This window comes from Amycolatopsis sp. NBRC 101858, assembly GCF_030269325.1.
Lineage (GTDB): Bacteria > Actinomycetota > Actinomycetes > Mycobacteriales > Pseudonocardiaceae > Amycolatopsis > Amycolatopsis ponsaeliensis.
Genome location: NZ_BSTD01000005.1, coordinates 146,338 through 171,956, shown reverse-complemented (window position 1 = coordinate 171,956; position 25,619 = coordinate 146,338). Strand labels below are relative to the sequence as shown.

Below are 25,619 nucleotides of genomic sequence, written 5' to 3'. Positions count from 1 at the left end.
CGCGGCCGTTCGCCCTATTGGAGCTGCTGCATCTGGCCGCGGTAACCCTCAGCGAGCTCTTTGAGGAACTGCCGGGTCTCCTGCCGCTCCAGCGCCGCGCCGCGCAGCCGGTCCCACGAGTCGACGAAGATGTTGAAGTCCTTGACGTCGTCGAGGTACAGCCCGCCGGCGGAGTGCTCGATGTAGACGAAGTCCCGGGTGCGGTCCGGGAAGCGCATGATCGTGAAGTCGTTGGGCACCGCGGCCAGCCGGGCCCCGAACGGCAGCACGTGGACGTAGACCCGCGGGTGCCGTTCGAGCGAGAGCAGGTGCTCGACCTGGTCCAGCATCACCGCGGGCGCGTACCCGCCGGGAGCCCGGCGCAGCGCGCCCTCGCTGATGATGAACCGGTAGTACGGCGGCTGCTGCTGCTCGAACACCGCCTTGCGGTCGAGCCGGTTGCGCACCAGCGACGTCACGTCGGTGGCACCGAACTCGGTGAACTGCTTGAGCATGTAGTGCTCGGACTGCAGCGGGCCGGGGATGCGCTCACCGTGCCAGGTGAGGATCTCCGCGGCCGCGGGCTCCAGGTCCGTGAAGGTGCGGAACCAGTGCGGCACCACCGAGCGGTAGCCCGACCAGTGGCCGCGCTGCCCGGCGGCGGCGCGCGCCAGGTTCATCAGCGTGTCGGCTTCTTCGCCGTTGATCCCGAACGCGTTCAGCATCGATCGCACATCCCCGAGCTTCACCCCGACGGCACCGGACTCGATCTTGTTGACCTTGCCCTGGGTGCAGCCGAGGACCTCGGCGACCTGCTGCTGTGTCATCCGCGCCGCGGTGCGGGCATGCCGGAGCTCGTTCCCGAGCTGCTTCCGGCGCGAGGTGACGGTGCTGGCCATCGCCCTGCTCTCCCGGACCACTAAAAGCGACGGCGGCCGCCGGCCGCCGTCTCACGCGAACTATCGAACCCACCCAGGTTAGTGCTTCACCTTGCGGATCTCGATGATGACATCGCGCAGCGTTCCAGGAAACGTCGCGGAACGCCAGTCACCTGTGTCTTCACTCGCCTGGACCAGCGAAATTCCTAATTTTTCCGCCAACCGGCGGAGCCGCGTCTCGGGCAGACTGGCCCGGTGACCGATCGTTCGCCCTCCGCCGCCGCCGTCACCCGCCTGGCCGACCGGGTCCACGGCTACGTCCAGCCCGACGGCTCCTGGTACATCAACAACTGCGGGTTCGCCGACGCCGGCGACCACACCGTGCTGATCGACACGTGCTCGACGGAGCGCCGCACGCGCGCGCTGCTCGAGACGGTCGAAGCCGCCACCGGCAGCCCGGTGACGACGCTGGTGAACACCCACCACCACGGCGACCACACCAACGGCAACTACCTGGTGGGGAGCGCGACGATCATCGGGCACCGCAAGACGCGCGAGCTGATGGTCGCCGAGGGCATCCAGACGTTCGAGGGGATCTTCGTCGGCAGCGACTGGGGCGAGCTGCGGTCGCGGCCGCCGGAGGTCGTGTTCGACGACCGGCTGACCGTGCACGCCGGCGACCTCACCCTGGAGCTGATCCACCCCGGCCACGCCGCGCACACCACCAACGACGTGCTGGTCTGGCTGCCCGAGCAGCGCGTGCTGTTCGCCGGTGACCTGGTGTTCAACGGCGGCCAGCCGTTCGCGCTGATGGGTTCGGTGGCCGGCTGGCGGGCCGGGCTGGACGTGATCCGCGAGCTGGAACCCGAGGTGATCTTGCCCGGGCACGGCGGCCCCTGCGGGCTCGACGTGGTGGACACCGTCGACCGGTACCTGGCCTTCGTCCAGGAGACGGCCGAGCGCGGGAAGGCCGCCGGGCTGTCGCCGCTCGAGGTCGCGAAGGAGACGGACCTGGGCGAGTTCGCCTCGATGACCGAGCAGGAGCGGCTGCCGGGGAACCTGCACCGGGCGTACGCCGAGCTGGACGGCGCCGGGTGGGGCGCGCAGATCGACCTGGTCGCGGCGGTCACGGACATGGTCGCGATCAACCGGGGCCCGATCCGCTGCTTCTCCTGAACTGAGTGAGCCCCGTCTTCGTGCCCTTCCTTGAGGCGTCGATCGGACTAGTGTCTGAATCGAGAGAGTCTTCGGAAGGATGCGGATGAGCAAGAAGGCGAGCATCGGGGTCACCGGCCTGGCGGTCATGGGCCGCAACCTGGCCCGGAACCTGGCGCGGCACGGGCACACGGTGGCCCTGCACAACCGGTCCGAGGAGCGGACCCGCACGCTGGTGGACCAGTTCGGCGACGAGGGCGACTTCATCCCGGCGTACTCGGCGCAGGAGTTCGTCGACGCGCTGGAGCGGCCCCGCCAGGTCGTGATCATGGTCAAGGCGGGTGGCCCGACGGACGCCGTCATCGAGGAGTTCGCGCCGCTGCTCGAAGAGGGCGACGTGATCATCGACGCCGGCAACGCGCACTTCGCCGACACGCGCCGCCGCGAGAAGGCGCTGCGCGAGCGCGGGCTGCACTTCGTCGGCAGCGGCGTCTCCGGCGGCGAGGAAGGCGCGCTGCACGGGCCGAGCATCATGCCCGGCGGCTCGAAGGAGTCCTACGAGTCCCTCGGCCCGCTGTTCGAGGACATCTCGGCCAAGGTCGACGGCGAGCCGTGCTGCACGCACATCGGCGCGGACGGCGCCGGCCACTTCGTCAAGATGGTGCACAACGGCATCGAGTACGCCGACATGCAGCTCATCGCGGAGTCGTTCGACCTGCTGCGCGGCGCGGGTGGGTACTCCCCCGCCGAGATCGCCGACGTGTTCCGGACCTGGAACACCGGCCGGCTCGACTCCTACCTGATCGAGATCACCGCCGAGGTGCTGGCGCACGTCGACAAGTCGTCCGGCAAGCCGTTCGTCGACGTCGTCGCGGACGCCGCCGAGCAGAAGGGCACCGGCCGCTGGACCGTGCAGATCGGCCTCGACCTGGGCGTCCCGATCTCGGGCATCGCCGAAGCCGTCTTCGCGCGTTCGCTGTCCGGCTCGACGTCGCTGCGCGCGGCGGCCCGTGGCCTCGGTGGTCCGTCGCGAGCGCCGCTGACCGGTTCCTCGCTGGAGCGCTTCGCGGACGACGTCGAGCAGGCGCTGTACGCGTCGAAGGTCGTCGCGTACGCGCAGGGCTTCAACCAGATCCAGGCCGGCGCGACGGAGTACGGCTGGGACATCGACCTCGGCAAGGTCGCCTCGATCTGGCGCGGTGGCTGCATCATCCGCGCGAAGTTCCTCAACGACATCACCGCGGCCTACGCCGACGAGCCGGAGCTGCCGACGCTGCTCACCTCGGGCGGCTTCCGCAAGGCCGTCGAGGACGCGCAGGACTCGTGGCGGTCGGTGATCTCGACGGCGGTCAAGCTGGGCATCCCGACGCCGGGCTTCTCGACGGCGCTGGCGTACTACGACGGCCTCCGCGCGGACCGGCTGCCGGCGGCGCTGGTCCAGGGTCAGCGTGACTTCTTCGGGGCGCACACGTACCGCCGCGTGGACCGCGACGGCTCGTTCCACACGGCGTGGGCCGCCGACGGCCGCCCGGAGTCCGACGCCTGACGCCGTGCTCTGACCGGGAAGACCCCCTGGTCCTTCCCGGTCAGAGCAGCGTCACCAGCAGCACCGCGAGCAGCGCGGCCAGCCAGAGCGGTCTCATCCGCGCGCGGCGAGGATTTCCGCGAGGACCGCGACGATCTTCTCCTCGGCCTTGTCCTTCTTGATCCCCAGGCCGTCGAGCACCTCGAAGCCGACGCCCTCGCGCTGCTCCAGCAGCGCCAGCAGGATGTGCTCGGTCCCGATGTAGTTGTGCCCCAGCCGCAGCCCTTCGCGCAGCGTCAGTTCCAGCGTTTTCTTCGCCTCGGCACTGAACGGCGTCGGGCTGGGCACCGCGTCGGCCCGTGCGGGCAGCCGGGCTTCGGCCGCCTCCTGAACGGTCTCCAGCGTGACGCCCTGGGCGAGGATCGCGCCGGCCGCGAGCGCGGCGGGCTCGGTGAGCAGGCCCAGCACGAGGTGCACGGTGTCGATGGCCGGGCTGGCGTTGTCGATGGCCGACTTCTGGGCCGCGACGATCACGTGCCGCGCGCGGTCGGTGTAGCGGCCGTAGACGCGCTCGATCGCGCCGGAGACGTCGCCTCCCGGGTCCACCTTGGGCACGAACCGCTTCTGGGCCGCCTGCTTCGTGACGCCCATGCTCTTGCCGATCTCGGTCCAGGAGGCGCCGGAACGGCGGGCCTGGTCGACGAAGTGGCCGATCAGGTGGTCGGCGAGCTCGCCCAGGTGCTCGCCCATGTAGACGGCGTCGGACAGCTGGGCCAGGGCGTCCTTCTCGTTGTTGCCCTTGATGGCGGAGATGAGGTCGTCGAGCTTGACGTTGATGGGAGGTGTCATGCCGTCAACTGTAGGTTGACGATCCTTGAGCGTCAACCGCGAGTTGACGCTGCCTTGAGGTGCTCCTTCAAGTTGAACTCGCTGGCTTCGAGGTCCGCGTACTTCGGGTGCGGGTCCGCGGTGAACAGGCGGCGCGCGGCGATGTGGTCCGCCGGCCGGTTGACCGACTCGACCGCGATCAGGACGTCGTCGCGGAAGGACAGCACCGAGAACTTGCCCGCCTCGCGGTCACCCGCGACCACCGTCCGGTCGGCGTCCGCCAGGATCCCGGCGATCTGCAGCTTCGCGCCGGACTGGTCGGTCCAGAACCACGGCAGGCTCACGTACGGCTCGGGCGCGCCGGTGATCGCCGCGGCCACGCACCGGGCCTGGTCGACGGCGTTCTGCACGGACTCCAGCCGCGTCGCCGCACCCGCCTGGACGCACGGAAAGTTCGCGCAGTCGCCGATCGCGAAGATCTTTTCGTCGGCCGTCCGCAGGTGCTCGTCGACGACGACGCCGTTGTCCACCGCGAGCCCGGCCGCCGCGGCGAGCGTCGTCTCCGGCACGACACCGACGGCGATGACGACCAGGTCGGCGGGCAGCCGGCTCCCGTCGGACAGCTCGACCTCGCGCACCCGCGAGTCACCGTGCAGCGCCGAGACGCCTTGGCCGAGCAGCACCGTGTGCCCGGCTTCGCGGTGCAGCGCGGCGAAGTAGGCGGAGATCTCCGGCGTCGCGACGCGGTTGAGGAGCCGGTCCTGGGCCTCGACGATCGTCACCGGGCGGCCGGCGTGCGAGGCGAACTCGAGCCCGATGAAGCCACCGCCGACCACGACGACGTTTTCCGCGGCGGTGAGCGAAGCACGCAACCGGTCGGCGTCGTCGCGGGTGCGCAAGGTCAGCACGCCCGGCAGGTCCGCGCCGGGGACGGGCAGCGTCCGGTTGCGCGCGCCGGTGGCCAGGATCAGGTGGTCGTACGCCAGTTCGGTGCCGTCTTCGAGACGCACCAGCGAAGCCTCGCGATCGACCGAAGCGATCCGGCCCGCGACCAGCTCGATGTCCTTGTCGGCGAAGAAGTCTTCACCGCGCAGGTGCAGCTGCTCGAGCCCGGCGGTCCCGGCCAGGTAGGCCTTCGACAGCGGCGGCCGCTGGTACGGCACGCCCGGTTCGTCCCCGACCAGCACGACCCGGCCGGCGAAGCCCCGGTCCCGCAGCGACGCCACGGCCTGGAACCCGCTCTGCCCCGCCCCGGCCACGAGAACGGTGCTCACTCCCTGCTCACCCATGGTTTCATCTGAGCACACCCCGCCCGGATCGTCGAGGAACGAAGGTGATCAGTGGGGTTCTCCACTGGTCCGCAGCGCTCGCGGCGCCCCGAGCACCCGCGAGATCCCCCGCGCCGCGGCCCGCACCGCCGGGACCAGCGTCCGCGGGTCCGTCCCCTCCGCCGGGACGACCACCGAGATCGCCGCGACGACCTCGTCCGTCGAGTCGTGGACCGGGGCCGCCACCGACAGGGAGATCAGCTCGATCTGGCCGTCGCTGATCGCGTAGCCGTCGCGGCGGACGTCGGCCAGTACGCGCCGCAGCTGCGAAGGTGAGCTGATCGTCTTCGCGGTGAACGCCTTCAGCGGCGCGGCCAGGACTTCCTCCTGGGCGTCGGCCGGGGAGTGCGCGAGCAGCACCTGGCCGACTCCGGTCGCGTGCGCGGGCAGCCGCCCGCCGACGCGCGTCAGGACGTTGACGGCACCGCGGCCCGAGATGCGCTCGACGTAGACGACCTCCGCCCCGTCGAGCACGGCGAGCTGCACGTTCTGGTGCGTGGCCTCGTAAAGGTCCTCCAGGAACGGCATCGCGCTCTCCCGCAGCTCGGCACCGTGCGGAGCGAGCGAAGCGACTTCCCACAGCCAAAGCCCGACGCGGTAGACGCCCGCTTCGTCGCGCACGAGCGCACCACGCCGGGTCAGCTCACCGGCCAGCCGGTGCGTGGTCGACAGCGGAAGGCCGACGCGCCGGCTGAGCTCGGACAGCGTCAGCCGCGGCCGTTCGGCCGTGAAGGCCCCCAGCAGATCGAGAACCCGATCCACGACCGACGGCGGCCGCCGCGCGCTGTGCCGCACGTCAGAGGTCGTCGTCCGGCAGGAACGGCCGCATGAACGACCGCCGGTACCGCACCACGCACCCGCTTTCCTCGCGGATCTTGTCGGCCTCGATGAAGTCCGGGTCGACGCCGAACAGCGTCCGGTAGCGCTCGTACGCCGCGAAACTCTCGAAGCTGAACAACGCCCGGGCTTCGTCGCTCGCGCCCTCCGACGGCAGGAAGTAGCCGTGGTGGATCCCGCCTTCGCGCTGCACCAACCGCATCCACGCGGCGGCGAAGCGCTCGAAGTCGGTGATCTTCGCGGGGTCGATGACGTAGTCGACGACGCACGTGATCACTGGCCGCCCCAGACGCGGTCGGCCGTCGCCACGATCAGCTCCAGCTTCCGCAGCTGGTCGTCCGTCGTGAGGTCGTTGCCCTCCTCGGTCGAGGAGAACCCGCACTGCGGCGAAAGGCACAGCTGGTCGATGTCGACGTACTGCGCCGCCTCCTCGATCCGCCGCACCAGGACGTCGGCGTCCTCCAGCTCCGGCCGTTTCGTCGTGACCAGGCCGAGGACGACCTTCTTGTCCTTCGGCACGAACCGCAGCGGCTCGAAGCCGCCGGAGCGTTCGTCGTCGAACTCCAGGAAGAACCCGTCGACGGCCAGCTCGCCGAACAGCGCCTCCGCGACGAACTCGTAGCTCCCCGAAGCCACCCACGACGACCGGAAGTTGCCGCGGCACAGGTGGGTCGTCACGGTCAGGTCCTCGGGCCGGCCGGCCAGCGCCGCGTTCATCGTCGCGATGTTGCGGACGTGCTGGGTGTCCGGGTCGCCGCCCATCCGCGCGACGAGCTCCCGCTGCGCCGGGTCGTTGAGGTAGGCCAGGCTCGTGTCGTCCAGCTGCAGGTACCGGCAGCCGAGCCCGTGCACCGCGGAGACCTGCGCCGCGTACGCCGCGCTCAGGTCGGCGAAGAACTCTTCGAGGTCCGGGTAAACGCTTTCGCTCACGGCCGCCCGGCCGCCGCGGTAGTAGACCATGCTCGGCGACGGGATGGTCAGCTTCGGCGTCACCCCATCGTCCACATGGGACTTGAGAAACTCGAAGTGCGAGGCGAAGATCGGCTCGTCGAGCCGCACCTTGCCGTCGACCTGCAGGCCCGGCGGGCTGAACTCGAGGTCGCCCGCCAGGTTGTGGAACTTGACGTGCAGCCGCTCGTCGCTCTTGGAGATGCCGCCGAGCGCGTAGATGAAGTCCATGTGCCACGACGCGCGCCGGAACTCGCCGTCGGTGGCCGAGCTCAGCCCGGCCACCCGCTGCATCTTGATGACGTCGCGGATCGCGTCGTCCTCGACCGCGCGGAGCTGCTCCGCGCCGATCTCACCGCTTTCGCGCCGCCGTCGCGCGTCGCGCAGCACCGGGGGCCGCAGGAGGCTCCCGACGTGATCGGCGCGAAACGGCGGGCCCACCTGGGAAATACCGCCCGAAGTCATGCACCGATGGTCACACATTCCCGGCCGTCGCGCCGCCCCCTGAAACAAGATCATGACGTCCGGTTCTTGCTACGGTCACGCGCGGAGTGTCGGATGTGCCGCGGAGAGGGGCCAGATCATGACGAAACCCGTGGTGCACCCGGTCGACCAGGGCCTGCCCGCCGGCCGGCTGGCGCTGCTCGGCCTGCAGCACATGTCGATCATGTACGCCGGCGCGGTCGCCGTGCCGCTGATCGTCGGCAGCGCGCTGAAGCTCGACCCGGCGACGATCGGGCTGCTGGTCAACGCCGATCTGCTCGTCGCGGGCATCGCGACGCTGATCCAGTCGATCGGCATCGGGAAGCTCCTCGGCATCCGGCTCCCGGTGGTCGCGGGCGCGACGTTCAGCGTCGTCAACCCGATGATCCTGATCGCGTCCCAGTACGGCCTGACCGCGGTCTACGGCGCGATGCTGGCGTCCGGCGTCTTCGGGCTGATCATCGCCAAGCCGTTCGCGAAGCTGATCCGGTTCTTCCCGCCGCTGGTCACCGGGACGCTGCTGCTCGTCATCGGCGTCTCGCTGCTCGGCCCGGGCGCGGGGCTGATCGCGGGCAACGACCCCACCGCGCCCGACTACGCGGCCCTGTCGCACATCCTGCTGGCGTTCGGCGTCCTCGCGCTGCTGGTGCTGTTCACGCGGGTGCTGCGCGGGTTCGCCAACCAGATCGGGCCACTGCTGGCGCTGGCGATCGGGCTGGTGGCCGCGCTCCCGATGGGACTCGTGCACTGGGACGGGCTCGGCGCGGCGAGCTGGTTCGGGCTCGCGTCGCCGTTCCACTTCGGCGCGCCGACGTTCCCGGTCGCCGCGGTCCTGTCGATGTGCGTGGTCATGCTGGTGACGTTCACGGAGTCGACCGCCGACATGATCGCCGTCGGCGAGATCACCGGGCGCCCGCCGACGGACTCCGACCTCGCGCGCGGCCTGGCGACCGACGGCTTCTCGGCCGTGCTCGGCGGCGTGCTGAACTCCTTCCCCGACACGGCGTTCGCGCAGAACGTCGGCCTGGTGCGGATGACCGGCGTGCGCAGCCGCTGGGTGGTCGCGGTGACCGGCGGGATCCTGGTGCTGATGGGCCTGGTGCCGAAGATCGGCGCGTTCATCGCGGCGATCCCGCAGCCGGTGGTCGGCGGGGTCGCGGTGGTGATGTTCGCGATGGTCGCCGCGGTCGGTGCGCAGAACCTCAAGAAGGTGGAGTTTTCCGGCAACCACAACACTTTCATCGTCGCGGTCGCCCTCGGCGTCGGCCTGCTCCCGGCGTTCGCGCCGAAGATCTTCCAGCACTTCCCGGCCTGGCTGCAGACGATCTGCGGCAGCTCGATCACGGTGGCGGCGGTGCTGGCGTTCGCGCTGAACCTGCTGTTCAACCACCTCGGCCGGCGCGCGGAGCCGGATCTGCTGGAAGCGCCGTGAGCAACCGCTCGACGAGCCGGGCCCCGGTGCCCGGCTCGACCGGGCGCCGGAACAGCACCCGCAGGTAGAGCGGGGCCAGGACGAAGTCCAGCACCTCGTCGACCGTCGGCACGGGTTCGCCGCGCGCCGCGGCCTTGTCGAGGGCGGCCTGCAGGTCGTCCCCGCGAGCCTTGAGGTACTCCACCGGCTCCTGGTCCGGCGCCATGGTCGCGACGAGCGCGCGGAGCAGGATCTGGCCGCGGCGGTCGCGCATCGCGCGTTCGACACCCTCGGCCCAGCCGCGCAGGTCGTCGCGCAGGGAACCGGTGTCCGGGATCGGCGAAGTCGCGCGCAGGCGCGTCACGGCGGCGTCCAGCAGCAGGTGGTCGCGGCTGCCCCAGCGCCGGTAGATGCTGGTCGGGTTCACACCCGCGCGCTCGGCGATCTTCGGGATCGCGGCGTCGATCTCCCCGGCGGCGAGCAGCTCGACGACGGCTTCGTGCACCGCGTCGCGGACGCGGGCGCTGCGGCCACCGGGTCGGGTCATGCCACCACCTTAAAGCAAAGGCACTTGCTTTTGCAGTCCACCCGTGGCTAGCCTTAAGTCAAATCAGATTGCTTTAAGGAGAGCCGAGATGGCCCGCAAGATGACCAAGGACGGGCGCGAAGCGTTCCTCGCCCAGCCGCAGGTCGGCGTGCTGAGCGTGGCGGCCGAGCCCGGCCGGGCGCCGCTGACCACGCCGATCTGGTATCGCTACGAGCCGGGCGGCGACGTCGTCGTGATGACCTCACCAGGCCTGCGCAAGACCCGGCTGATCGAGGAAGCCGGCCGCTTCGCGCTGTGCGTCCAGCAGCAGGACGGCGTCTACAAGTACGTATCGGTCGAGGGCCCGGTCGTGGAGTCGTGGCCGATGACGAAGGCGCAGCGGCACGAGATGGCGGCCCGCTACCTGCCCCCGGGCGTCAGCGAGGCCTACACGGACGCGACCGACGACACCCACGGGAACAACATCGCGATCGTCATGCGCCCGGAGCGCTGGAACACCTCGGACTTCAGCGACCTCGCGGAGAAACTGGCCTGATCACCAGCAGATGATCAGCAGGCACGACGGCGGCGGTGGCGCGGGGGTCGTCGTGGGGTGGTGCCCACCCGGCGGGGTCGAGGTCGGGGTGACCGAGCTGCCCGGGGCGCCACTGGTGGGCGTGGTGGTCGGCGTCGCGGACTCGGTGCTGCTCTCGGTGGTCGTCGTGCGGCCCGGCACCTCGGTGACGGTCTCGCGGGGGACGCCGGCGCCGGGGACGACGTCGCCGCCGCCCGTGCCACCCTCCGGCGGGGAGTCCGTCGCCTGGCCGGCGCCACCGAGCCCGGTGGTGCGCTGCGGGAACGGGATCACCTGGATCTGGTCGACCGGGGACGCGTTCTCGGTGCCCTTGCCGCTGAGGCCGACCAGGACCGCGGCCGCGCCGCAGCCGATGACGACGGCGAGCATCACCGCGAGCACGCGCCAGCGCGACTGCCCCGTCCCCGAACGGTCGCCCCAGCCCTCGCGCACGAGCAGCTCGGCGACCGATACCTCGTCGTTCACCCCGACAGACCTTCCCGAGAGGGCCTTTCGGCCGACGTCGTGATCGTATTTTTACCGCACAAAGCACCCGAACGGGTGAGGTGTAGGCAAAAATTCGTCACGTAACGTTCGAATTGACCGTGAGTGACATTCCACAGCGGATTCACAGCTGCGGTTCGGGAGACTCCCAGCATGACCGGCGAAGCTCGAACCATGCTGCTGAAAGCCGATCGGCCGATCCCCCGGATCGCCGTGCCGCGTCGCAGCCTGACGGCATTCGCCAAGATCATCCCCAATCCGAAGGTAACCCCCTTCACGTTCGGTTACCTCCTTCTCCTGCTCGGCACGACCCTGCTGCTCAAGTTCGCCGACCCGGAGCTGACCAACCGGCTGCTCCAGCTGTCCAGCACCGACGCCCACAACCTGTGGCGGCGGCCGCTTACGTCGCTGCTGACCAGCGCGATCTGGCTGTCCGACGAAGGCTGGCTCGCCTACGTCGTGATCTTCACGATCGCCGTCGCGCCGCTGGAACGCCGCTTCGGCGCCCGCCGCGCGGCGACCGTGTTCTTCTCCGGCCACGTGCTGGCCACGCTCGTCACCGAGCTGCCGGTGATGGCCCTGATCAGCGCCCACGTCCTGCCGAACTCGGCCGGGCACTGGCTCGACATCGGCGTCAGCTACGGCTTCTTCACCACCGCCGGCGCGCTCGTCTTCCTGCTGCGCGGCCGCGCGCGCCTGGCCGCGCTGGCGGTCGTGGAAGCGTTCATCGCGGTGATCTGGCTCGGCGACGACCCGGCGAGCCTCGACTCGATCGTCACGCTGCTCGGTCACGCGGTCGCCGCGCACTTCGGGCTGCTGTTCTGGGGGCCGCGGCTGCGCGGCCCAGCCGCAGGCCGGACCCGGATTCCGGCGGGTAGGCAGGGGCCGGAGTCGGTGGTGTAATCGACCGAGCCACCCGCCGACCGCCAGGGGGACGACGCTCATGGAGGCAGGCTCCCTCGCCGCACTGGTCGAGCTGAGTCCGGACGCAATCTGCGTCCACGAGCACGGCGTCCTGACCTACGCCAACCGCGCGGCCCTCGAGACGTTCGCCGCGCGGTCCGCGGCCGAGGTCGTCGGCCGCCGGTTCACCGACTTCGTCGCCGACGAGTCGCGCGCCGCCCTGGTGGAGAAGCTCGCGCTGCTGACCGAACCGGGGCAGGCGAGCGAGCCGGTCGAAGCGCTGATGTCGCGGCTGGACGGGAGCAAGTTCGCCGTCGAGACGGTGTCGGTGCGCCTCGACGGCCGGCTCGCGTACCAGGTCGTCATGCGGGACATCACGGCGAAGAAGGCGGCCGCGGACGCCCTGCGCTACCAGGCCGCGCTCGTGTCGCACGTCAGCGACGCGCTGATCGCGACCACCGGCGAAGGCGTCGTGACCAGCTGGAACCCGGCCGCCGAAGCGGTTTACGGCTGGACCGCGGCCGAAGCCGTCGGACGGCGGGCGAGCGAGCTGGTCGGCGCGCCGCTGGACCTGTGCGGCGGCGGGGTCACCGAAGCGGTGCACCGGCGGCGGGACGGCGCTCCCCTGGCGGTCCGCGTTTCGGCAGCTGAGATGAACGACGGGTACGTGCTCGTCTGCGCCGATGAGACCGCACGGCGGCGGGCCGAGCAGAACTACCGCACGGTCGTCGCCTCGCTCGACGAAGGCGTGCTGGTGACGGGCCCGGGCGGGCTGATCGAAGCGGCGAACCCGGCGGCCTGCCGGATCATCGGCGTCACCGAAGCCGAGCTGATCGGCGTCCCCTGCCACACGCTCGTGCTGTTCACCGAGTCCGGGCAGTGGATCCCGCCCGACGAGACGCCGTCGGTGCAGACGCGGCGGACCGGCGTCACGCACAACGGCCTGGTCGTGCGCCTGCGCCGGCCCGACGGCCGCGACGTCTGGGTGTCGCTGACCTCGCGGCTGCTCAACCCCGACGACCCGGCGGCGCTGGCCGTGGTCACGTCGTTCACCGACATCACCGAGACCCGCGCGATCAGCGCGCAGCTCGCGCACGACGCGACCCACGACCCGCTCACCCGCCTGGCCAACCGGACCCTGGTGCTCGACCGGCTCGCCGGCACCGGGCGCGGCGCGCTCACCGTGCTGTTCCTCGACCTGGACAAGTTCAAGGTCATCAACGACTCGCTCGGGCACTCCGTCGGCGATCAGGTGCTGCGGATCGTCGGCGAGCGCCTGCGCCGCTGCTCCGGGCGCGACGACCTGGTCGGGCGGCTCGGCGGCGACGAGTTCGTCGTCGTCACCGGCGAGGTCACCGAGCCCGGCGAGGTCCGGGCGCTGGCCGAGCACCTGCGGGCCGCGCTGGCCGAGCCGATCGGCGTGCTCGGCAGGCAGCTGCACCTCGACGCCAGCATCGGGGTGGTGCTGGTGGGCGGCGCCGACCGCCGCAGCGCCGAGGACCTGCTGCGCGACGCGGACGTCGCGATGTACCAGGCCAAGACGCTCGGCCGCGGCCGCCACCACTTCTTCGACGTCGGCCTGCGCGAGCGGATGCAGCGGCGGCTGCGGATGGAACAGGACCTGCGCGACGCGGTGCACGACGGCCAGCTCTGGCCCGCCTACCAGCCGGTCGTCGACCTGCGGACCGGCGAGATGGTCGCGGTCGAGGCGCTGCTGCGCTGGACGCACCCCCGGCACGGCGCGATCTCGCCGGTGGAGTTCATCCCGCTCGCCGAAGAGAGCGACCTGATCAACGTGATCGGCAAGGAGATGCTCCGCGCGACGACGCGCGAGCTGGCCACGCGACGCCGTGATCAGGGCCTGGACCTGACGCTGAAGGTCAACCTCTCCACCCGCCAGCTCGACGACCCGCACCTGGTGCCCGCGGTGCAGGACGCGCTGGCCAACACCGGGCTGCCGCCCGGGGCGCTCTGCCTGGAGGTCACCGAGAGCGCGTTGATGCGCGACCAGGAAGCGGCCGGGCAAGTACTGGCGTCCCTGCGTTCGCTGGGCGTGCTGCTGGCGATCGACGACTTCGGCACCGGGTATTCGTCGCTCGCGCAGCTGCGCCGCCTGACGCTGGACACGCTCAAGATCGACCGTTCGTTCATCACCGGCATCGCCGAATCCCGCGACGCGGCGGCGATCGTCACCAGCATCATCGCGATGGCCCACGCCGTGGACCTGACGGTGATCGCCGAGGGCGTCGAGTCCGCGGAGCAGCTCGACCTGCTGCGCTCACTGGGCTGCGACCAGGCCCAGGGCTACCACCTGGGCCGGCCGGTGCCGGCGGCCGAACTCTTTGGTCAGTAGACCTCTTTGAGCCGGCTCAGTTCGTCGGCGGTCAGTTCGATGCCGAGATCCTTGAGGGTGGCGTCGAGCTCGTCGGGCGCGATGGTGGTGGTTTCGCTGCTGCCGCCGGGCTTTTCGACGGTCAGCTCGCGGCCCAGGAGCTTGCGGCTGACGCCCGGTTCGAGCGTCATGATCACCAGCCTCCCGGTGAACGGCGACTTCGGGTGCGTCGAGGTGTAGTGGTGGTAGACCTCGTAGTCGATCGGGTGCATGCCGTCGAGCCGGAAGTCGAGCAGGTCCTCGTCACCCTTCTTGAGCGTCCACCAGCCGTTGTTCTCGACCAGCCGGTGCGGCCAGCCGGCCTGGTCGGTTTCCCGGCCGTCGACGAGCGGCATCGGGGCGAGGATCCCGGCACCGAACCCGACGTCGGCGTGGAAGCGCTTCCCGTCGGCCTCGGCGACGAGGGTCATGTGGGTGTACGGCCCGGGCCGCCGCGGCTGGACGCGCGCGGCGAGCCGGTGGACGCGGTAGCCGAGCTGCTCGAGGACGGCGGCGAAGAGGCCACTCTGCTCGTAGCAGTAGCCGCCCCGCCGCCGCCCGACGAGTTTCGCGCTCACGACGTCGAGGGAAATCCCTTGGTGCTGCGCGAGAACGACGTCGATGTTCTCGAACGGGATGGCTTGGACGTGGGCGCGCATGAGGTCCTGGAGCGCGTCCTCCGACGGCGGCCGGCGTTCTTGCCCGATCCGCGTCAGGTAGGCGTCCAGGTCGACGGCGTCGATGCCCCATTCGGTGCTCATGGGTCCAGCGTGCACCCTCGACCTTGATCGAGGTCAACCCTCGTGGACGACCTTCCGCACCTCGACGGCGGTGTACTGCGCATCGGGAATCATCGCGGCAAGCTCGACGGCGCGCGCTTCGGTCTCGACGTCGACGACGTAGTAGCCGCAGAGGAAGGCTTCCGACTCGACGAAGGCGCCTTCCTGGATCCGGGCCGCGCCGTCCTGGACGCGGACGGTCTTGGTTTCGGCGGGTTCGGCGAGGGCTTTGGTCTCGACCATCTCGCCGGTTTCGGTGATGTGCTTGATGAAGGCGCCGTGGCCTTCGTAGACGCCGTTCTTCTGGTCGTCGGTGAGGGTGCCCCAGAGGGCCGGGTTCATGTGGAGGGTCAAGAGGAATTTCATGCCCGGTGGTCGGAGCGTGTCCCGGCTTCCGGACACGGCTGGCCAGATGTCACTCGTTCGGCCTAGCGACGAGGAGAAACCGCTGGTCGTCGATGGGCTTGCCCCACCACCTCGGGTCATCGAGCATCCGCAGCTCGACCACGGTTCCCCGCGCTTCGACGAGCTCCCGGCACTCGTCCGCACCGATCCCGGCGCCGGTGAACCACCGTCCCTCGACGAGGATCAGCCGGCCGCCGGGTCCGAGCAGCCCGAACCACCGGGCCACGGTGCCGGCCGGATCGGGCAAGGCCCAGAGAACGTGCCGCACGAGCACGACGTCATAGGTCCGCGTGGTGGGCGGATCGGCGGCGTCGCCTTGCCGGAAGTCGATGTCCAGGCCCGCGGCTTTCTTCCTTGCCACGTCGAGCATGCAGCTCGAGAGGTCGACCCCGCAGACGTCGTGCCCGGCTTCGGCGAGGAGGACGGCGAGACTGCCGGTGCCGCACCCGAGGTCGACGACTTTCGTCCTGGCGGCGGGCATGAGCGGGAGGAGGAGCTCCGCCCAGGCCGCGCGGACGGCGGGGTCCTTGAGGCCGTGGTCGGGCTGGTCGTCGAAGGTCGCGGCTTCCGCGTCCCAGGGGTTCGGCGTCACCCCGGAAATCTTGCCTTGCCCACCGACGAAAAAACCGCCCCGAACACTCGGGGCGGTTTTCGTAGCGGTGGCCAGGGCCGGGGTCGAACCGGCGACCTTCCGCTTTTCAGGCGGACGCTCGTACCAACTGAGCTACCTGGCCGGGAACGCCGGCAAGGAGCCGAACGATCTTGCGACCCTGACGGGACTCGAACCCGCGACCTTCGCCGTGACAGGGCGACGCGCTAACCAACTGCGCCACAGGGCCTTGCGTACTACTGGTGTTACGGTACTGCGTACTCCCAACGGGATTCGAACCCGCGTTGCCGCCTTGAAAGGGCGGAGTCCTAGGCCGCTGGACGATGGGAGCCCGGCCGGTTTCGGGTGACCGACCGACCGCGCTCTCAGGTCCCCCCGGGAGCGATTACAAGCATAGGGCACGCCGCCACCGCTTTGCACGGGGGTTCCCTTAAGCCGCCGGCGATGCCGCGACCTGCGCAAACAGCTCGGCCAGGCGGCTTTCGAGCTCCGCCTGCTCCGGGGGCGTCAGTGCCGACGTCAGAAGCTCGTCGATCCGATCGTCCGTCAAGGACTCCGCGCGCTGCCAGCGGTCGCGCAGATCCGGCTTCCGCGAAGCCGCCGCCACGAGCTCGTCGGCCGCCTCCGCCGGCCACGCCGTGCGCAGCAGCCGCTCGCGGCCGCCCTCCGGGTCCGCGATCACCGCCTCCGGCACCGACAACCCCATCGCCCGCAGCGCCGCGAAGTGCAGGCCGCCGCGCAGCTCGCGGAAGACCATCAGCGCGAACCCGAGCCGTTCGACGTCTCCGGCGGGGCGCGACGCGGTCTTCCAGCCGGCGAACAGCGCCAGCCCGCTCGCGTCCGCGGCGTCGACGACGCGGAACAGCAGCTCCGCCAGACGGCCGGGCTCCGATACGGCCGAAAGGCTGACGCGCGACCACCGAGCCGATGACTCCGCGTAGGCGCGGACGGCGGCGGGTGCGTCCAAGGCCGCCGTCGCCGGCGGCAGGACGAAGTCGAACAGCCAGTGCGGGAAGATCCCGAACAGCTCCGCGGCCACCTTCGGCGGGACGTCCCCGAGCACGGCCGAGCGCCCCCGCACGTACAGCGAACGCGGCGGCAACCCCACTTCCGCCTCGACCGCCGCCAGCTCTGGTGACGTCATGAACCTGCCACCCAGCACCTGGACCACCCCGCGGATCCGGTTCGCCAGTCCCGCCGCGCCTTCGATCGTCGTCATGACCGTCCCCTTTCGACCCAGCAAACGTAACACTGTTACGAAACTCGCGTCAAGAAGCTCGGACACCCTCGCGAATCACTCACCGAAAGCGGTGACAACCAGCACGAACATCACCGGACAGGCCCGGCGGCACCCGCCGGGCCACCCGAACTCAGCGCTGAACAGGCGCCTGCCCGTCGTCATCGAGGTTCAAGCCCAGCATCTCCAGCAGCTGCGCGCAGTCCTCGACCCCCAGCGCACCGTTCGCCACCGCCAGCCGGGCCCGCCGAACCTGATCGTCCGACACCCGCTGCGCATCCGCGGCCCCACTCCGCTGCGCCGGCAACCCCCCGGCGAACGGAGCACTCCCCCCATCGGCACCTTCGTACCGAAGGAGGAACTGCCGCACTTCAACAGACCCGCTCATAGCCCCTCCATACGGCTCACAACAGCTTGGCCGCGAGGCTAACCAGCACCGGCCGCCACACACAGCCCCCCGGAGAGTGAACCTGAGGCCACGCTCCGCTCAACGCAGCGCAATCAGCACGGAGAGAGAAGGGGACCACCCGAACGACGGTCACCTGGCCCGGAAGTGACACGGGGCGCGGAAATTTCCCGCTCTCCACTCGCCCAGAAGGGGAACTCGTGCAACAATCGAAGTGCTGACACACCCCCGGTCAGCGCCTGTGGAGATCCCCTCCGACCCCCGCGTTCCTCCCCCTGGCGCGGGGGTCCTCCATTTTCTGGGGTGCTCGGGCTTCGCCCTTCGCTCCCCAGTTCATTTCGGCGTATTACCCGGGGGGCCGAGCCCCCCGGACCCCCCACGGTGCCTCTGGTTCGGCTTCCAGCGTGGCCGGGTTTTCACTTCGGGCGCTGTGCGCCCTGGCGGCTGTCTCCGGCTCTCGCTCCACGTCCCGCTCTGTGGTCAGCTGGCGGCTCCTGCCTCTCCCGCTGGTCGCTGCCGCCGGCCCCCTTTGCTCGTTCTGCCGCTAGCTGCCTGGCGCTCACGCGCCCCTTCTCCCCGTGCGACCTCCGGCGCTCCTCCGCGTCCGTTCCGTGGTCGGCAGGCGGCTCCAGCTCTGCCTCTCCCGCCGGTCGCCAGCTGCCCCTCCACTCGTTCTTCCGCTAGCTTCCTGGCGCCGGTGTGCCTTTCCCTCCTGTGCAGCCCTCCGTTCTCTTCCGTGCAGCCCTTCGTTCTCTCCCGTGCTCGCCCGTGCAGCCCTCCGTCCTCCTGGCTGCCCCCTTCTTCCTCCTTGCTGCTGCCTACCGCCGCCCCGTGTGCCCCCCCTACCGCGAACGCGCCGCCCTCTGCCTGCGGCCTGCTGCCACCTTCGGCCCCCTCCGTCCGCCCTGGCTGCGCCCCCTTCCCCGCGCAGCCTTCGCCCTCCCGCAGCCCCCTGCCCTCCTGGCCGGCCTTCCTCCGCTGCCGCCCCAGCAGAGCCCCTCTCCTGTCGCGGCAACACCAACTCCTGCTCAGCTCGACTTCGATACAAGCCCCCTAGCCACTTGCCCCTCGCACCGCTTCCAGCTGCCGCCTCCCCACCCTCCGCCCGCCCTGCCGCCCCCTGCTCCCCCCGCCCCGCTCACCGCTCACCGCTCCTGCGGGGCTACGTGCCAACCCCCGGCACCCCGCCCCTCCCGCCCCAGGTGGCCCCCTGCGCGCTGCCGCCGCCCCTGACCCCTACCGACCCTTGGCGCGCCCCCTCCCCTACCCCCTTATGGCCAGCTGCCGCTCCGGCGTTGTCCCCTCCCGTGCCGTTGGCGCTGTCCGCACCGGCGCAAGACCCCTTGCCCCTTTGTGATCGACTCGTTGGGTTAGTGGGGGGTTGCCCTGTGTTCATGGTGGGTTGGGCTGAACGGGTGGTCGTTGGGCTGAATGGGGAAAGTCGGCAGCGTGTCGTGGCTCACAGTGGTTTGCGGGGTGAGACCTAACCGTTATCGTGGCTGGCGTGCCTCTTCCCTCCCTTGGCCGCCTAAGCAGCCGGACGAACCTCAAAGCCGCGTCCTCCGGACGCCATCGTGGTGCCGCTAAGCCTGCGGATGATGGTGTTGTCGAGGACAAGGAACTCACCTCCTACCTTGCCGCCCTGGCTCCCGATGCCGACAACGAAAGCACCGGGACCGGTAAGCGGTTCGGGGAAGCCCAGGTCATTCAGCTGCGGATGAGCCTCATCGCCAACCAGCAGCTCAAGGACATCGCCGCCGATCGGGACATCTCGCCCCAGGCGCTCGCTCAGGAATGGATCCTCGAGCGGCTCAACTGGGAAGGTCAGGCAGCCTCGCTGCAGGACCAGCGACAGAGCGACCTCACCGATCTCACCGACGAGTTCCACTTCCCCGCCGACGCCTTCGACGCGCCGGCCGTCGGACGCCGCTGAACTCGAACACCCCATGAGAAAGGGCCCCCGGCAGCAACCGGGGGCCCTTCACTCAGGCCTTAAGACAACGCTAAAGGGCCTGTCTCAGATCGCGCGGACCTTCTGGGCCTGCGGACCCTTCTGTCCCTGGCCGACCTCGAACTCCACTCGCTGGTTCTCCTCGAGGGTGCGGAAACCGCGGCCCTCGATCTCCGAGTAGTGAACGAACACGTCGCCTTCGCCGCCGTCCTGCGCGATGAAGCCGAAGCCCTTCTCCGCGTTGAACCACTTCACAGTGCCTTGCGCCACCGCTGTACTCCTCGTTACACAGATCCGCTTCGAATGCCACCGAAGCGGCACCCCGACCGTCCCGGGCGGTTCCAACGAGACGAGTCAAGAGCGGTTCGGCTCCATGGCTCGCGTCAGAAGTTCCGCGAGTGTGAAGCCACGAACACGCAAAACGACGGCCTGAGAGCAGACTACCGGGATCTGGCCAAAGTTGAACCCCGTGATCGAGGCGAAAAACGCCTGCCCGGGCCAAGGTCACCGGAACGTCGTAGGGCTCCCGCCACGTTCTGTCGGACCCACCGGTTAGTCTTGCGCAGCACAGCGACACCGTGATCACCGGATACGGCTCGGAGTCACTCGTGCCCCCTCTGTGAAGCAGCGTGGGCAAGCAGTTGTGACCTTCGTCACGCCACTCTTGCTCAACGTCGCAGGTCCGCGGGACGTCTCGATGAGGGGAAGCACCAAAGGGGCAAAGGGGAATGGGTTGACGGTGAGGACTTCCACGCGGCGCCGGGGCGCTGCTGTGGCACTGGGCTTGGTAGCCGTGCTCACGCTGGGGGCGTGCAGCAGTGAACCGACGGTGTCGGCGAGCGGGACGTCGGGCGGGGGCCCGACTTCCGCACCCGCGCCGACCGCGCAGCCGGCGAAGCTGACGGTGACGCCGGCCGGCGGCGCGCAGGACGTGCCGCCCGGCGAACCCGTCGAGGTCAAGGTCGACAGCGGCACGATCGTCTCGGTCACGCTGACCAACCCGGACGGCAAGCAGGTCCAGGGCCAGACGTCGGCGGACAAGAAGAGCTGGAACACCACCGAGCAGCTCGGCTACGGCAAGACCTACACCTGGTCCGGCCAGGCGCAGGGCGCCGACGGCAAGAACGTGCCGATCGGCGGCGCGTTCACCACGGTGAAGCCGAAGCGCCAGACGTCGGCCAGCCTGAACGTCGGCGACGGGCAGACGTACGGCATCGCGATGCCGATCGCGCTGTCCTTCCCGAGCCGCGTCACCGACAAGGCTTCGGTCGAGAAGGCGCTTTCGGTCGAGACCACGCCGAAGACCGAGGGTTCGTGGGGCTGGACCGACGGCGACACCTCGGTGCACTGGCGGCCGAAGGAGTACTACAAGCCGGGCACCACGGTGAAGGTCAACGCCAAGATCTACGGCGTCAAGATCGGCGAAGGCACGTACGGCAAGCAGGACGTGTCGGCCAGCTTCACCATCGGGCGCTCGCAGATCGTCAAGGGCAACACCACGCAGCACACGATGCAGGTGATCCGCGACGGCCAGCAGATCGCCGACTACCCGGTGAGCTACGGCCTCGACTCGGACCCGGGCCGCGTCACCCACAGCGGCACGCACGTCGTGATGGGCAAGCAGGCCACCTACGCGATGAGCAACCCGAAGTACCACTACGAGAACGTCGTGGTGCCGTGGGCGGTCCGGATCTCCAACAACGGCGAGTTCATCCACGGCCTGGCGGCCTCGGTCTGGGCGCAGGGCAAGAAGAACGTCTCGCACGGCTGCCTGAACCTCTCGCCGGCGCGGGCCAAGGAGTACTACGACGGCGTGCTCACCGGCGACCCGGTCGAGATCACCGGAAGCACGCAGACGCTGAGCGCCAAGGACGGCGACTACAGCGACTGGACCTACGACTGGGCGGGCTGGCAGAAGCTGTCGGCACTGGCCGGCTGAGTCCCTTCACGAACACCGGGCGGCCGGGAAGTCCCTCGCGGGCTTCCCGGCCGTTCGTCGTTCCGGGCCACCGAACGCCCCGCCGAACGTCTTCGAGATCGGCCGGAACTCGATGCAACCCCGGTGACCACCCGTCGCATGACTAAGGGCAGAGGCGCGGCGATCGACGGCCGCGCCCGCGAGAAGAGGAGCTGTCTTGCGTATCCGTATCGCCCTTTCCCTCGGCGCTCTCGTGCTCGCCGGTGGTGCCCTGACCGGTGGCATCGCGCTGGCTTCGGAGGCGCAGCCGCCGGCACCGACCGCGACGACCCGGCCCACCGCGCCGCCGTCCGCGATCCCGACCACCAGCCGCAAGCCGACCAAGGCCCCGACCGCCGTGCCCGCGCCGCCGCGTGAGGCGACGAAGGCGCCGTCCGCGCGTCCGCAGCGCGTTCCCGTCGCCGTGCCCGCCGGGCCGACCGGTGACCTGCACCTGCCGGCCATCGGGGTGACCCGGTAACTCGGTGATCTCCCGCTCCCGTCCGTCGACCGGGCCGGGCTCGCCGTGGGACGGCGAGTTCGCCCGGTACTTCGGCGAGCGCGCGCACAGCCTGCGGTCCACCGCCTTCCTGCTCTGCGGCGACTGGCACCAGGCCGAGGACCTCACGCAGGCCGCGCTGCTCAAGCTCTACCTCGCCTGGCCGAGGCTGTCGCGCCACGACGCCTTGGACGCCTATGCCCGCAAGGTCGTGCTGCGCACGTTCCTCGCCGAGCACCGGCGCAGCAGGTGGAAACGGGAGCGGCTCACCGACACCCTGCCCGAGCTCCCGGCCGAACCCGCCGGGAGCGACCAGGACATGCTGGTCCGGCACGCGCTGGCCGTGCTGGCCCCCAAGCAGCGCGCCGTGCTGGTGCTGCGGTACTTCGAGGACCTGAGCGTCGAGGAGACGGCGCAGGCACTCGGCTGCAGCACCGGCACGGTGAAGAGCCAGGCCTCGCGGGGCCTGGCGACGCTGCGCAACCGGCTCGGCCCGCACTACGAAGCGCTGACCTTCAGCGCGACCACGGAGGGGAGGTGACGAACATGGACCCCGAAGACGACGTCCGCGCGTTCCTGACCGGCGCGGCCGGTGGCACCCAGCCGCCGATGCGCCTCGAAGCCACCGACGTGATCGAGCGCGGTGGCCGGGTCCGGCGCCGACGCAAGCGCTGGGCGGTCGCCGGCACCTCGACGGCGACGGCGGTGATCCTCGCGGTGGCCGGTTTCCTGGCCGGTCACCGCGCCGGGCCGCCCGACCCCGTGCAGCCCGCCGATCCGCCGGGGTTGTCCACGGTCGGCACCACCGCTCCCAGCTCGGCACCGCCCACCGAGGTCCCGGCGACCTCGGTCCCGCCGCCGCCCGAGGCCCAGCCGGGCCGGTCGCCGGCGCGCGCGTCGAAGACGACGGTGCCGACCCCGTCCACCCGGAAGGTGGAGCGGCCGACGTCGCCGCCCTCGGCGAACCCGACGGAGACGAGCGCCAAAGCACCCGTGGCGACCACGTCGCGTTAGACGTTTCCGCAGGTCAGGGACGTGGCGTAGATCACCGCCGCGAGGTGGGTTTCCGACGAAATACCGAGCCGGGTCGTGGCGATATGCCGAGTGGTGTTCCGATCGGACGCCGGACAACTGCTCAGCCGGACGCTCAGCCGCCGGCCCGAGAACCCGAGGAGGAAGCACATGGTGTTCGCCGCACTCATCGTCGAAACCGGAATCGCTGTCGTGGTCGCGGGCGCGCTCGCCGCTTGGTCCCGCAAGCGCTTCGCTCCTCGGAGCGACGCCAGCTGACCCGCGACGCACGAGTGCCCCGCCCGGTGATCCGGACGGGGCACTCGTGTTCCCGGCGGAAGCTCAGCGCTGAGCGCCCGCGGAAGTCAGCTTGCCTCCGATGCCTTCGGTCTCGATCTGGTCCATCGGGACCTGCGACGTCTCCGGGATCTTGATGATCGGGAGGATCGCGATCAGCGCCGCGGCCATCAGGTAGTACGCCGGCCAGTCTTCGTTGCCGGTGCTCTTGATCAACGCCGTCACGATGACACCGCAGGTACCACCGAACAGCGACGTCGAGACGTTGTAGCCGATCGCGAACGAGCCGTAGCGCACGCGCGTCGGGAACATCGCCGGGAACGTCGAGCCGATCACCGCGAGCATCAGCACCAGCAGCAGCGCGACGATCAGGAAGCCGACGAACAGCCAGAAGATGCTGCCGGACTGCATCAGCTTGAGCGACGGCCAGCTCAGCACCAGGAACCCGATGGCCGCGGTGAGCAGCAGCGGTTTCCGGCCGATCCGGTCGGACAGCGCCCCGAGCGGGATGATGATCGCCATCTGGATCACTTCGACGGCGATGATGATCAGGGTCGACGTGTTGTCGTTGATCTTCAACGTGTCCGTGAAGTACGTCGGCATGGTCGTCAGCAGCAGGTAGTCCGCGACGTTCAGCAGCAGCACGATGCCGATCAGGTTGAGGATCATCCGCCAGTTGCGGACGAAGATCTCCTTGAGCGGCGCCTTCTGCGGCTTCTCGCCCGCGGCCTCCATCCGGCGGAACTCGGGGGTGTCCTCGAGCTTGTTCCGCAGGTAGAGCCCGATCAGGCCGAGCGGCAGCGCGACGAAGAACGGGATCCGCCAGCCCCACGCGTCGACCTGGTCGGCCGACAGGGAGAGCGTCACGGAGAGCACGACGAGGTTGCCGAGCACGTAGCCGCCCAGCGTGCCCAGCTCCAGGAAGCTGCCGAAGAAGCCCCGGCGTTTCGTCGGCGAGTACTCGGCGATGAACGTCGCCGCGCCGCCGTATTCACCGCCGGTCGAGAAGCCCTGGATGATCCGGAGCAGCAGGATCGCGATCGGTGCCGCGATGCCCATGCTGTAGCCGCCGGAGTACGTCGGCAGGACGCCGACCAGGAACGTGCACCCGGACATCAGCAGGATGGTGACGGCGAGGACCCGCTTGCGGCCGATCTTGTCGCCGAGCGGACCGAAGAACGCCCCGCCGAACGGCCGCACGATGAACCCGACCGCGAGCAGCGCCAGCGACTTGAGCACCGCGTTGCCTTCACCGGGGAAGAACTGCGTGCCGATGCTGACGGCGATCGCGCCCGAGGTGAAGACACCGTAGTCGTACCACTCGGTGGCGTTGCCCATCGCGGACGCCCACACGGCGCGCTTGACGGTTCTCTCGTCCACTGACGGTTTGCCCGTCGTTGCTGCTTCTTCGCTCATGCCGGCGACGACCTCCTCCGTGCAGTGCCCTTAGGGCCGTTCGAGCTCATCCCTTCAGTCTTGCCGGATCGACGCAGGTCGGCAGGCTGAGCCGAGAAATCTCTACGGTGGGGAACTTTCCGGCTACCGAGAGGTATACGTTGCCTGATTACCGCGCGGGCCGGGCGCGCCGGGCGGCTACCGGCGAGTTAACGTCAGCGCATGAGTCGTGTTTCTCAACCCTGGCCGCCGGTGGCCGTGGAGCCCGCGGTCCCGCACCCGAAGGCGCCGGCGCCGGGTACCGAGCTCGGCGTCCACTTCAGCGAGTGCTTCGGCTGCGGCGACGAGGCCGACGCCGGGCTGCACCTGCGCTCGACGGTCGGCGAAGGCCAGGTCGTCCACTCGCGGTTCACCGTGACGGCGGCGCACCAGGGCGCACCCGGGCTGGCCCACGGCGGCCTGCTGGCCTGCGCGTTCGACGAGGCCCTCGGGTCGACGGTCGGCAACCTGATCCGCCGGCCGGCGGTGACGGGCAAGCTCGAGACGGACTTCCGCCGCCCGGTCCCGGTCGGCTCGACGCTGTTCATCGAGGCCCGGCTGGACGGCATCGCGGGCCGCAAGATCTACGTCAGCGCCGACGGCCGCCTCGACGCGGAGGACGGCCCGATCGCGGTGAGCGCGCGGGCGCTGTTCATCGTCGTGGGCTTCGAGCACTTCAGCACGCACGGCGACGCCCAAGCGCTGGAGAAGCTGGCGGCGCAGCACGAGAAGAACCAGCAACGGCAGCGCGAAGAGCGCGACTGGGAGATCAACCCCTGACCC

Annotated in this window: 27 protein-coding genes and 3 tRNA genes; 12 read left to right on the top strand and 18 right to left on the bottom strand. The window is 70.1% G+C overall.

Annotation, left to right across the window (positions count from 1 at the left end; all coding sequences use genetic code 11):
* Positions 1-14: 14 nt before the first annotated feature.
* The gene (locus tag QSK39_RS34775) at positions 15-878 is read right to left on the bottom strand and encodes a helix-turn-helix domain-containing protein (RefSeq protein ID WP_285482102.1); all 864 of its coding nucleotides are present in this window, start codon (positions 876-878) and stop codon (positions 15-17) included.
* Between the two features lie 234 nt (positions 879-1,112).
* Between QSK39_RS34775 and QSK39_RS34770 the strand changes: the two genes are divergently transcribed.
* Positions 1,113-2,033 (top strand): MBL fold metallo-hydrolase, encoded by a 921-nt coding sequence (locus QSK39_RS34770; RefSeq protein WP_285482101.1) that lies wholly within the window; start codon positions 1,113-1,115, stop codon positions 2,031-2,033.
* Between the two features lie 85 nt (positions 2,034-2,118).
* The gene (gnd, locus tag QSK39_RS34765; protein WP_285482100.1) at positions 2,119-3,558 is read left to right on the top strand and encodes an NADP-dependent phosphogluconate dehydrogenase; all 1,440 of its coding nucleotides are present in this window, start codon (positions 2,119-2,121) and stop codon (positions 3,556-3,558) included.
* 93 nt (positions 3,559-3,651) lie between these two features.
* Here gnd and QSK39_RS34760 read toward each other — a convergent pair whose 3' ends face one another.
* The 5 genes from QSK39_RS34760 to QSK39_RS34740 form a co-directional block, all read right to left on the bottom strand.
* On the bottom strand, positions 3,652-4,386 hold the full coding sequence (locus QSK39_RS34760; RefSeq protein WP_285482099.1) for a Clp protease N-terminal domain-containing protein: 735 nt from the start codon (positions 4,384-4,386) through the stop codon (positions 3,652-3,654).
* A gap of 32 nt (positions 4,387-4,418) precedes the next feature.
* Positions 4,419-5,639 carry an NAD(P)/FAD-dependent oxidoreductase gene (locus QSK39_RS34755; RefSeq protein ID WP_285482840.1) on the bottom strand — a complete coding sequence of 407 codons (1,221 nt, stop codon included), beginning with the start codon at positions 5,637-5,639 and terminating at the stop codon, positions 4,419-4,421.
* A 63-nt stretch (positions 5,640-5,702) separates the two neighbouring features.
* Complete coding sequence (locus QSK39_RS34750; protein WP_285482098.1) at positions 5,703-6,488, bottom strand: IclR family transcriptional regulator; 786 nt, start codon at positions 6,486-6,488, stop codon at positions 5,703-5,705.
* Position 6,489: 1 nt separating this feature from the next.
* Positions 6,490-6,807, bottom strand: coding sequence for an NIPSNAP family protein (locus QSK39_RS34745; RefSeq protein ID WP_285482097.1), 318 nt, complete (start codon positions 6,805-6,807; stop codon positions 6,490-6,492).
* The gene (locus tag QSK39_RS34740) at positions 6,804-7,943 is read right to left on the bottom strand and encodes a 5-methyltetrahydropteroyltriglutamate--homocysteine S-methyltransferase (RefSeq protein ID WP_285482096.1); all 1,140 of its coding nucleotides are present in this window, start codon (positions 7,941-7,943) and stop codon (positions 6,804-6,806) included. The genes QSK39_RS34745 and QSK39_RS34740 overlap by 4 nt, the downstream gene beginning before the upstream one ends.
* A 118-nt stretch (positions 7,944-8,061) precedes the next feature.
* Here QSK39_RS34740 and QSK39_RS34735 point away from each other — a divergent pair, with 118 nt between their 5' ends.
* Positions 8,062-9,393, top strand: a complete 1,332-nt coding sequence (locus QSK39_RS34735) for a nucleobase:cation symporter-2 family protein (protein ID WP_285482095.1) — start codon at positions 8,062-8,064, stop codon at positions 9,391-9,393.
* On the opposite strand, the gene QSK39_RS34730 is transcribed toward QSK39_RS34735, so the two are convergent.
* Positions 9,344-9,919 carry a TetR/AcrR family transcriptional regulator gene (locus tag QSK39_RS34730; protein WP_285482094.1) on the bottom strand — a complete coding sequence of 192 codons (576 nt, stop codon included), beginning with the start codon at positions 9,917-9,919 and terminating at the stop codon, positions 9,344-9,346. The two genes, QSK39_RS34735 and QSK39_RS34730, sit on opposite strands and share 50 nt — an antisense overlap.
* Positions 9,920-10,007: 88 nt before the next feature.
* Here QSK39_RS34730 and QSK39_RS34725 point away from each other — a divergent pair, with 88 nt between their 5' ends.
* Entirely contained in the window at positions 10,008-10,454 is a 447-nt protein-coding gene (locus QSK39_RS34725; protein ID WP_285482093.1) for a pyridoxamine 5'-phosphate oxidase family protein, read from the top strand.
* Here QSK39_RS34725 and QSK39_RS34720 read toward each other — a convergent pair whose 3' ends face one another.
* Positions 10,455-10,958: a hypothetical protein gene (locus tag QSK39_RS34720; RefSeq protein ID WP_285482092.1), complete on the bottom strand. Its 504-nt coding sequence runs from the start codon at positions 10,956-10,958 to the stop codon at positions 10,455-10,457.
* Positions 10,959-11,129: 171 nt separating this feature from the next.
* On the opposite strand from QSK39_RS34720, the gene QSK39_RS34715 reads away from it, so the two are divergent.
* Entirely contained in the window at positions 11,130-11,879 is a 750-nt protein-coding gene (locus QSK39_RS34715) for a rhomboid-like protein (RefSeq protein ID WP_285482091.1), read from the top strand.
* Between the two features lie 40 nt (positions 11,880-11,919).
* Positions 11,920-14,232, top strand: a complete 2,313-nt coding sequence (locus tag QSK39_RS34710) for a sensor domain-containing protein (RefSeq protein WP_285482090.1) — start codon at positions 11,920-11,922, stop codon at positions 14,230-14,232.
* Here QSK39_RS34710 and QSK39_RS34705 read toward each other — a convergent pair.
* The 8 genes from QSK39_RS34705 to QSK39_RS34670 all read right to left on the bottom strand — a co-directional run bounded on the left by QSK39_RS34705 (position 14,226) and on the right by QSK39_RS34670 (position 17,669).
* The gene (locus QSK39_RS34705; protein WP_285482089.1) at positions 14,226-15,011 is read right to left on the bottom strand and encodes an arylamine N-acetyltransferase family protein; all 786 of its coding nucleotides are present in this window, start codon (positions 15,009-15,011) and stop codon (positions 14,226-14,228) included. The two genes, QSK39_RS34710 and QSK39_RS34705, sit on opposite strands and share 7 nt — an antisense overlap.
* 33 nt (positions 15,012-15,044) lie before the next feature.
* Complete coding sequence (locus QSK39_RS34700) at positions 15,045-15,395, bottom strand: YciI family protein (protein ID WP_285482088.1); 351 nt, start codon at positions 15,393-15,395, stop codon at positions 15,045-15,047.
* A 49-nt stretch (positions 15,396-15,444) separates the two neighbouring features.
* Entirely contained in the window at positions 15,445-16,026 is a 582-nt protein-coding gene (locus QSK39_RS34695) for a class I SAM-dependent methyltransferase (protein ID WP_285482087.1), read from the bottom strand.
* 68 nt (positions 16,027-16,094) lie between these two features.
* Positions 16,095-16,168, bottom strand: a tRNA-Phe gene (locus QSK39_RS34690).
* Between the two features lie 31 nt (positions 16,169-16,199).
* Positions 16,200-16,273 (bottom strand) — tRNA-Asp (locus tag QSK39_RS34685).
* Positions 16,274-16,302: 29 nt separating this feature from the next.
* A tRNA-Glu gene (locus tag QSK39_RS34680) sits at positions 16,303-16,375 on the bottom strand.
* A gap of 99 nt (positions 16,376-16,474) precedes the next feature.
* Positions 16,475-17,263, bottom strand: coding sequence for an SCO6745 family protein (locus QSK39_RS34675; protein ID WP_285482086.1), 789 nt, complete (start codon positions 17,261-17,263; stop codon positions 16,475-16,477).
* Between the two features lie 151 nt (positions 17,264-17,414).
* Positions 17,415-17,669, bottom strand: a complete 255-nt coding sequence (locus tag QSK39_RS34670; RefSeq protein WP_284744594.1) for a hypothetical protein — start codon at positions 17,667-17,669, stop codon at positions 17,415-17,417.
* Positions 17,670-19,191: 1,522 nt separating this feature from the next.
* On the opposite strand from QSK39_RS34670, the gene QSK39_RS34665 reads away from it, so the two are divergent.
* Positions 19,192-19,620, top strand: a complete 429-nt coding sequence (locus tag QSK39_RS34665; RefSeq protein ID WP_285482085.1) for a hypothetical protein — start codon at positions 19,192-19,194, stop codon at positions 19,618-19,620.
* A gap of 84 nt (positions 19,621-19,704) precedes the next feature.
* On the opposite strand, the gene QSK39_RS34660 is transcribed toward QSK39_RS34665, so the two are convergent.
* The gene (locus QSK39_RS34660; protein WP_003097368.1) at positions 19,705-19,908 is read right to left on the bottom strand and encodes a cold-shock protein; all 204 of its coding nucleotides are present in this window, start codon (positions 19,906-19,908) and stop codon (positions 19,705-19,707) included.
* 427 nt (positions 19,909-20,335) lie between these two features.
* Between QSK39_RS34660 and QSK39_RS34655 the strand changes: the two genes are divergently transcribed.
* The 4 genes from QSK39_RS34655 (at position 20,336) to QSK39_RS34640 (ending at position 23,108) form a co-directional block, all read left to right on the top strand.
* Positions 20,336-21,577 (top strand): L,D-transpeptidase, encoded by a 1,242-nt coding sequence (locus QSK39_RS34655; protein ID WP_285482084.1) that lies wholly within the window; start codon positions 20,336-20,338, stop codon positions 21,575-21,577.
* A gap of 196 nt (positions 21,578-21,773) precedes the next feature.
* The gene (locus tag QSK39_RS34650) at positions 21,774-22,076 is read left to right on the top strand and encodes a hypothetical protein (RefSeq protein WP_285482083.1); all 303 of its coding nucleotides are present in this window, start codon (positions 21,774-21,776) and stop codon (positions 22,074-22,076) included.
* A 4-nt stretch (positions 22,077-22,080) separates the two neighbouring features.
* Positions 22,081-22,635 carry a SigE family RNA polymerase sigma factor gene (locus tag QSK39_RS34645; RefSeq protein ID WP_285482082.1) on the top strand — a complete coding sequence of 185 codons (555 nt, stop codon included), beginning with the start codon at positions 22,081-22,083 and terminating at the stop codon, positions 22,633-22,635.
* Positions 22,636-22,640: 5 nt separating this feature from the next.
* Positions 22,641-23,108, top strand: a complete 468-nt coding sequence (locus tag QSK39_RS34640; RefSeq protein WP_285482081.1) for a hypothetical protein — start codon at positions 22,641-22,643, stop codon at positions 23,106-23,108.
* Positions 23,109-23,447: 339 nt separating this feature from the next.
* Here QSK39_RS34640 and QSK39_RS34635 read toward each other — a convergent pair whose 3' ends face one another.
* Positions 23,448-24,782, bottom strand: coding sequence for an MFS transporter (locus tag QSK39_RS34635; RefSeq protein ID WP_285482839.1), 1,335 nt, complete (start codon positions 24,780-24,782; stop codon positions 23,448-23,450).
* Between the two features lie 237 nt (positions 24,783-25,019).
* Here QSK39_RS34635 and QSK39_RS34630 point away from each other — a divergent pair, with 237 nt between their 5' ends.
* A complete protein-coding gene (locus tag QSK39_RS34630) occupies positions 25,020-25,616 on the top strand; it encodes a PaaI family thioesterase (RefSeq protein WP_285482080.1) in 597 nt (198 codons plus the stop codon).
* The last annotated feature ends 3 nt before the right edge of the window (positions 25,617-25,619 follow it).

Excerpts from the sequence above, each read along its gene's own strand:
- QSK39_RS34775 (WP_285482102.1), bottom strand. The coding sequence starts at position 878 with ATGGCCAGCACCGTCACCTCGCGCCGGAAGCAGCTCGGGAACGAGCTC.
- gnd (WP_285482100.1), top strand. The coding sequence starts at position 2,119 with ATGAGCAAGAAGGCGAGCATCGGGGTCACCGGCCTGGCGGTCATGGGC.
- QSK39_RS34760 (WP_285482099.1), bottom strand. The coding sequence starts at position 4,386 with ATGACACCTCCCATCAACGTCAAGCTCGACGACCTCATCTCCGCCATC.
- QSK39_RS34740 (WP_285482096.1), bottom strand. The coding sequence starts at position 7,943 with ATGACTTCGGGCGGTATTTCCCAGGTGGGCCCGCCGTTTCGCGCCGAT.
- QSK39_RS34735 (WP_285482095.1), top strand. The coding sequence starts at position 8,062 with ATGACGAAACCCGTGGTGCACCCGGTCGACCAGGGCCTGCCCGCCGGC.
- QSK39_RS34730 (WP_285482094.1), bottom strand. The coding sequence starts at position 9,919 with ATGACCCGACCCGGTGGCCGCAGCGCCCGCGTCCGCGACGCGGTGCAC.
- QSK39_RS34725 (WP_285482093.1), top strand. The coding sequence starts at position 10,008 with ATGGCCCGCAAGATGACCAAGGACGGGCGCGAAGCGTTCCTCGCCCAG.
- QSK39_RS34715 (WP_285482091.1), top strand. The coding sequence starts at position 11,130 with ATGACCGGCGAAGCTCGAACCATGCTGCTGAAAGCCGATCGGCCGATC.
- QSK39_RS34710 (WP_285482090.1), top strand. The coding sequence starts at position 11,920 with ATGGAGGCAGGCTCCCTCGCCGCACTGGTCGAGCTGAGTCCGGACGCA.
- QSK39_RS34705 (WP_285482089.1), bottom strand. The coding sequence starts at position 15,011 with ATGAGCACCGAATGGGGCATCGACGCCGTCGACCTGGACGCCTACCTG.
- QSK39_RS34700 (WP_285482088.1), bottom strand. The coding sequence starts at position 15,395 with ATGAAATTCCTCTTGACCCTCCACATGAACCCGGCCCTCTGGGGCACC.
- QSK39_RS34675 (WP_285482086.1), bottom strand. The coding sequence starts at position 17,263 with ATGACGACGATCGAAGGCGCGGCGGGACTGGCGAACCGGATCCGCGGG.
- QSK39_RS34670 (WP_284744594.1), bottom strand. The coding sequence starts at position 17,669 with ATGAGCGGGTCTGTTGAAGTGCGGCAGTTCCTCCTTCGGTACGAAGGT.
- QSK39_RS34655 (WP_285482084.1), top strand. The coding sequence starts at position 20,336 with ATGAGGGGAAGCACCAAAGGGGCAAAGGGGAATGGGTTGACGGTGAGG.
- QSK39_RS34640 (WP_285482081.1), top strand. The coding sequence starts at position 22,641 with ATGGACCCCGAAGACGACGTCCGCGCGTTCCTGACCGGCGCGGCCGGT.
- QSK39_RS34630 (WP_285482080.1), top strand. The coding sequence starts at position 25,020 with ATGAGTCGTGTTTCTCAACCCTGGCCGCCGGTGGCCGTGGAGCCCGCG.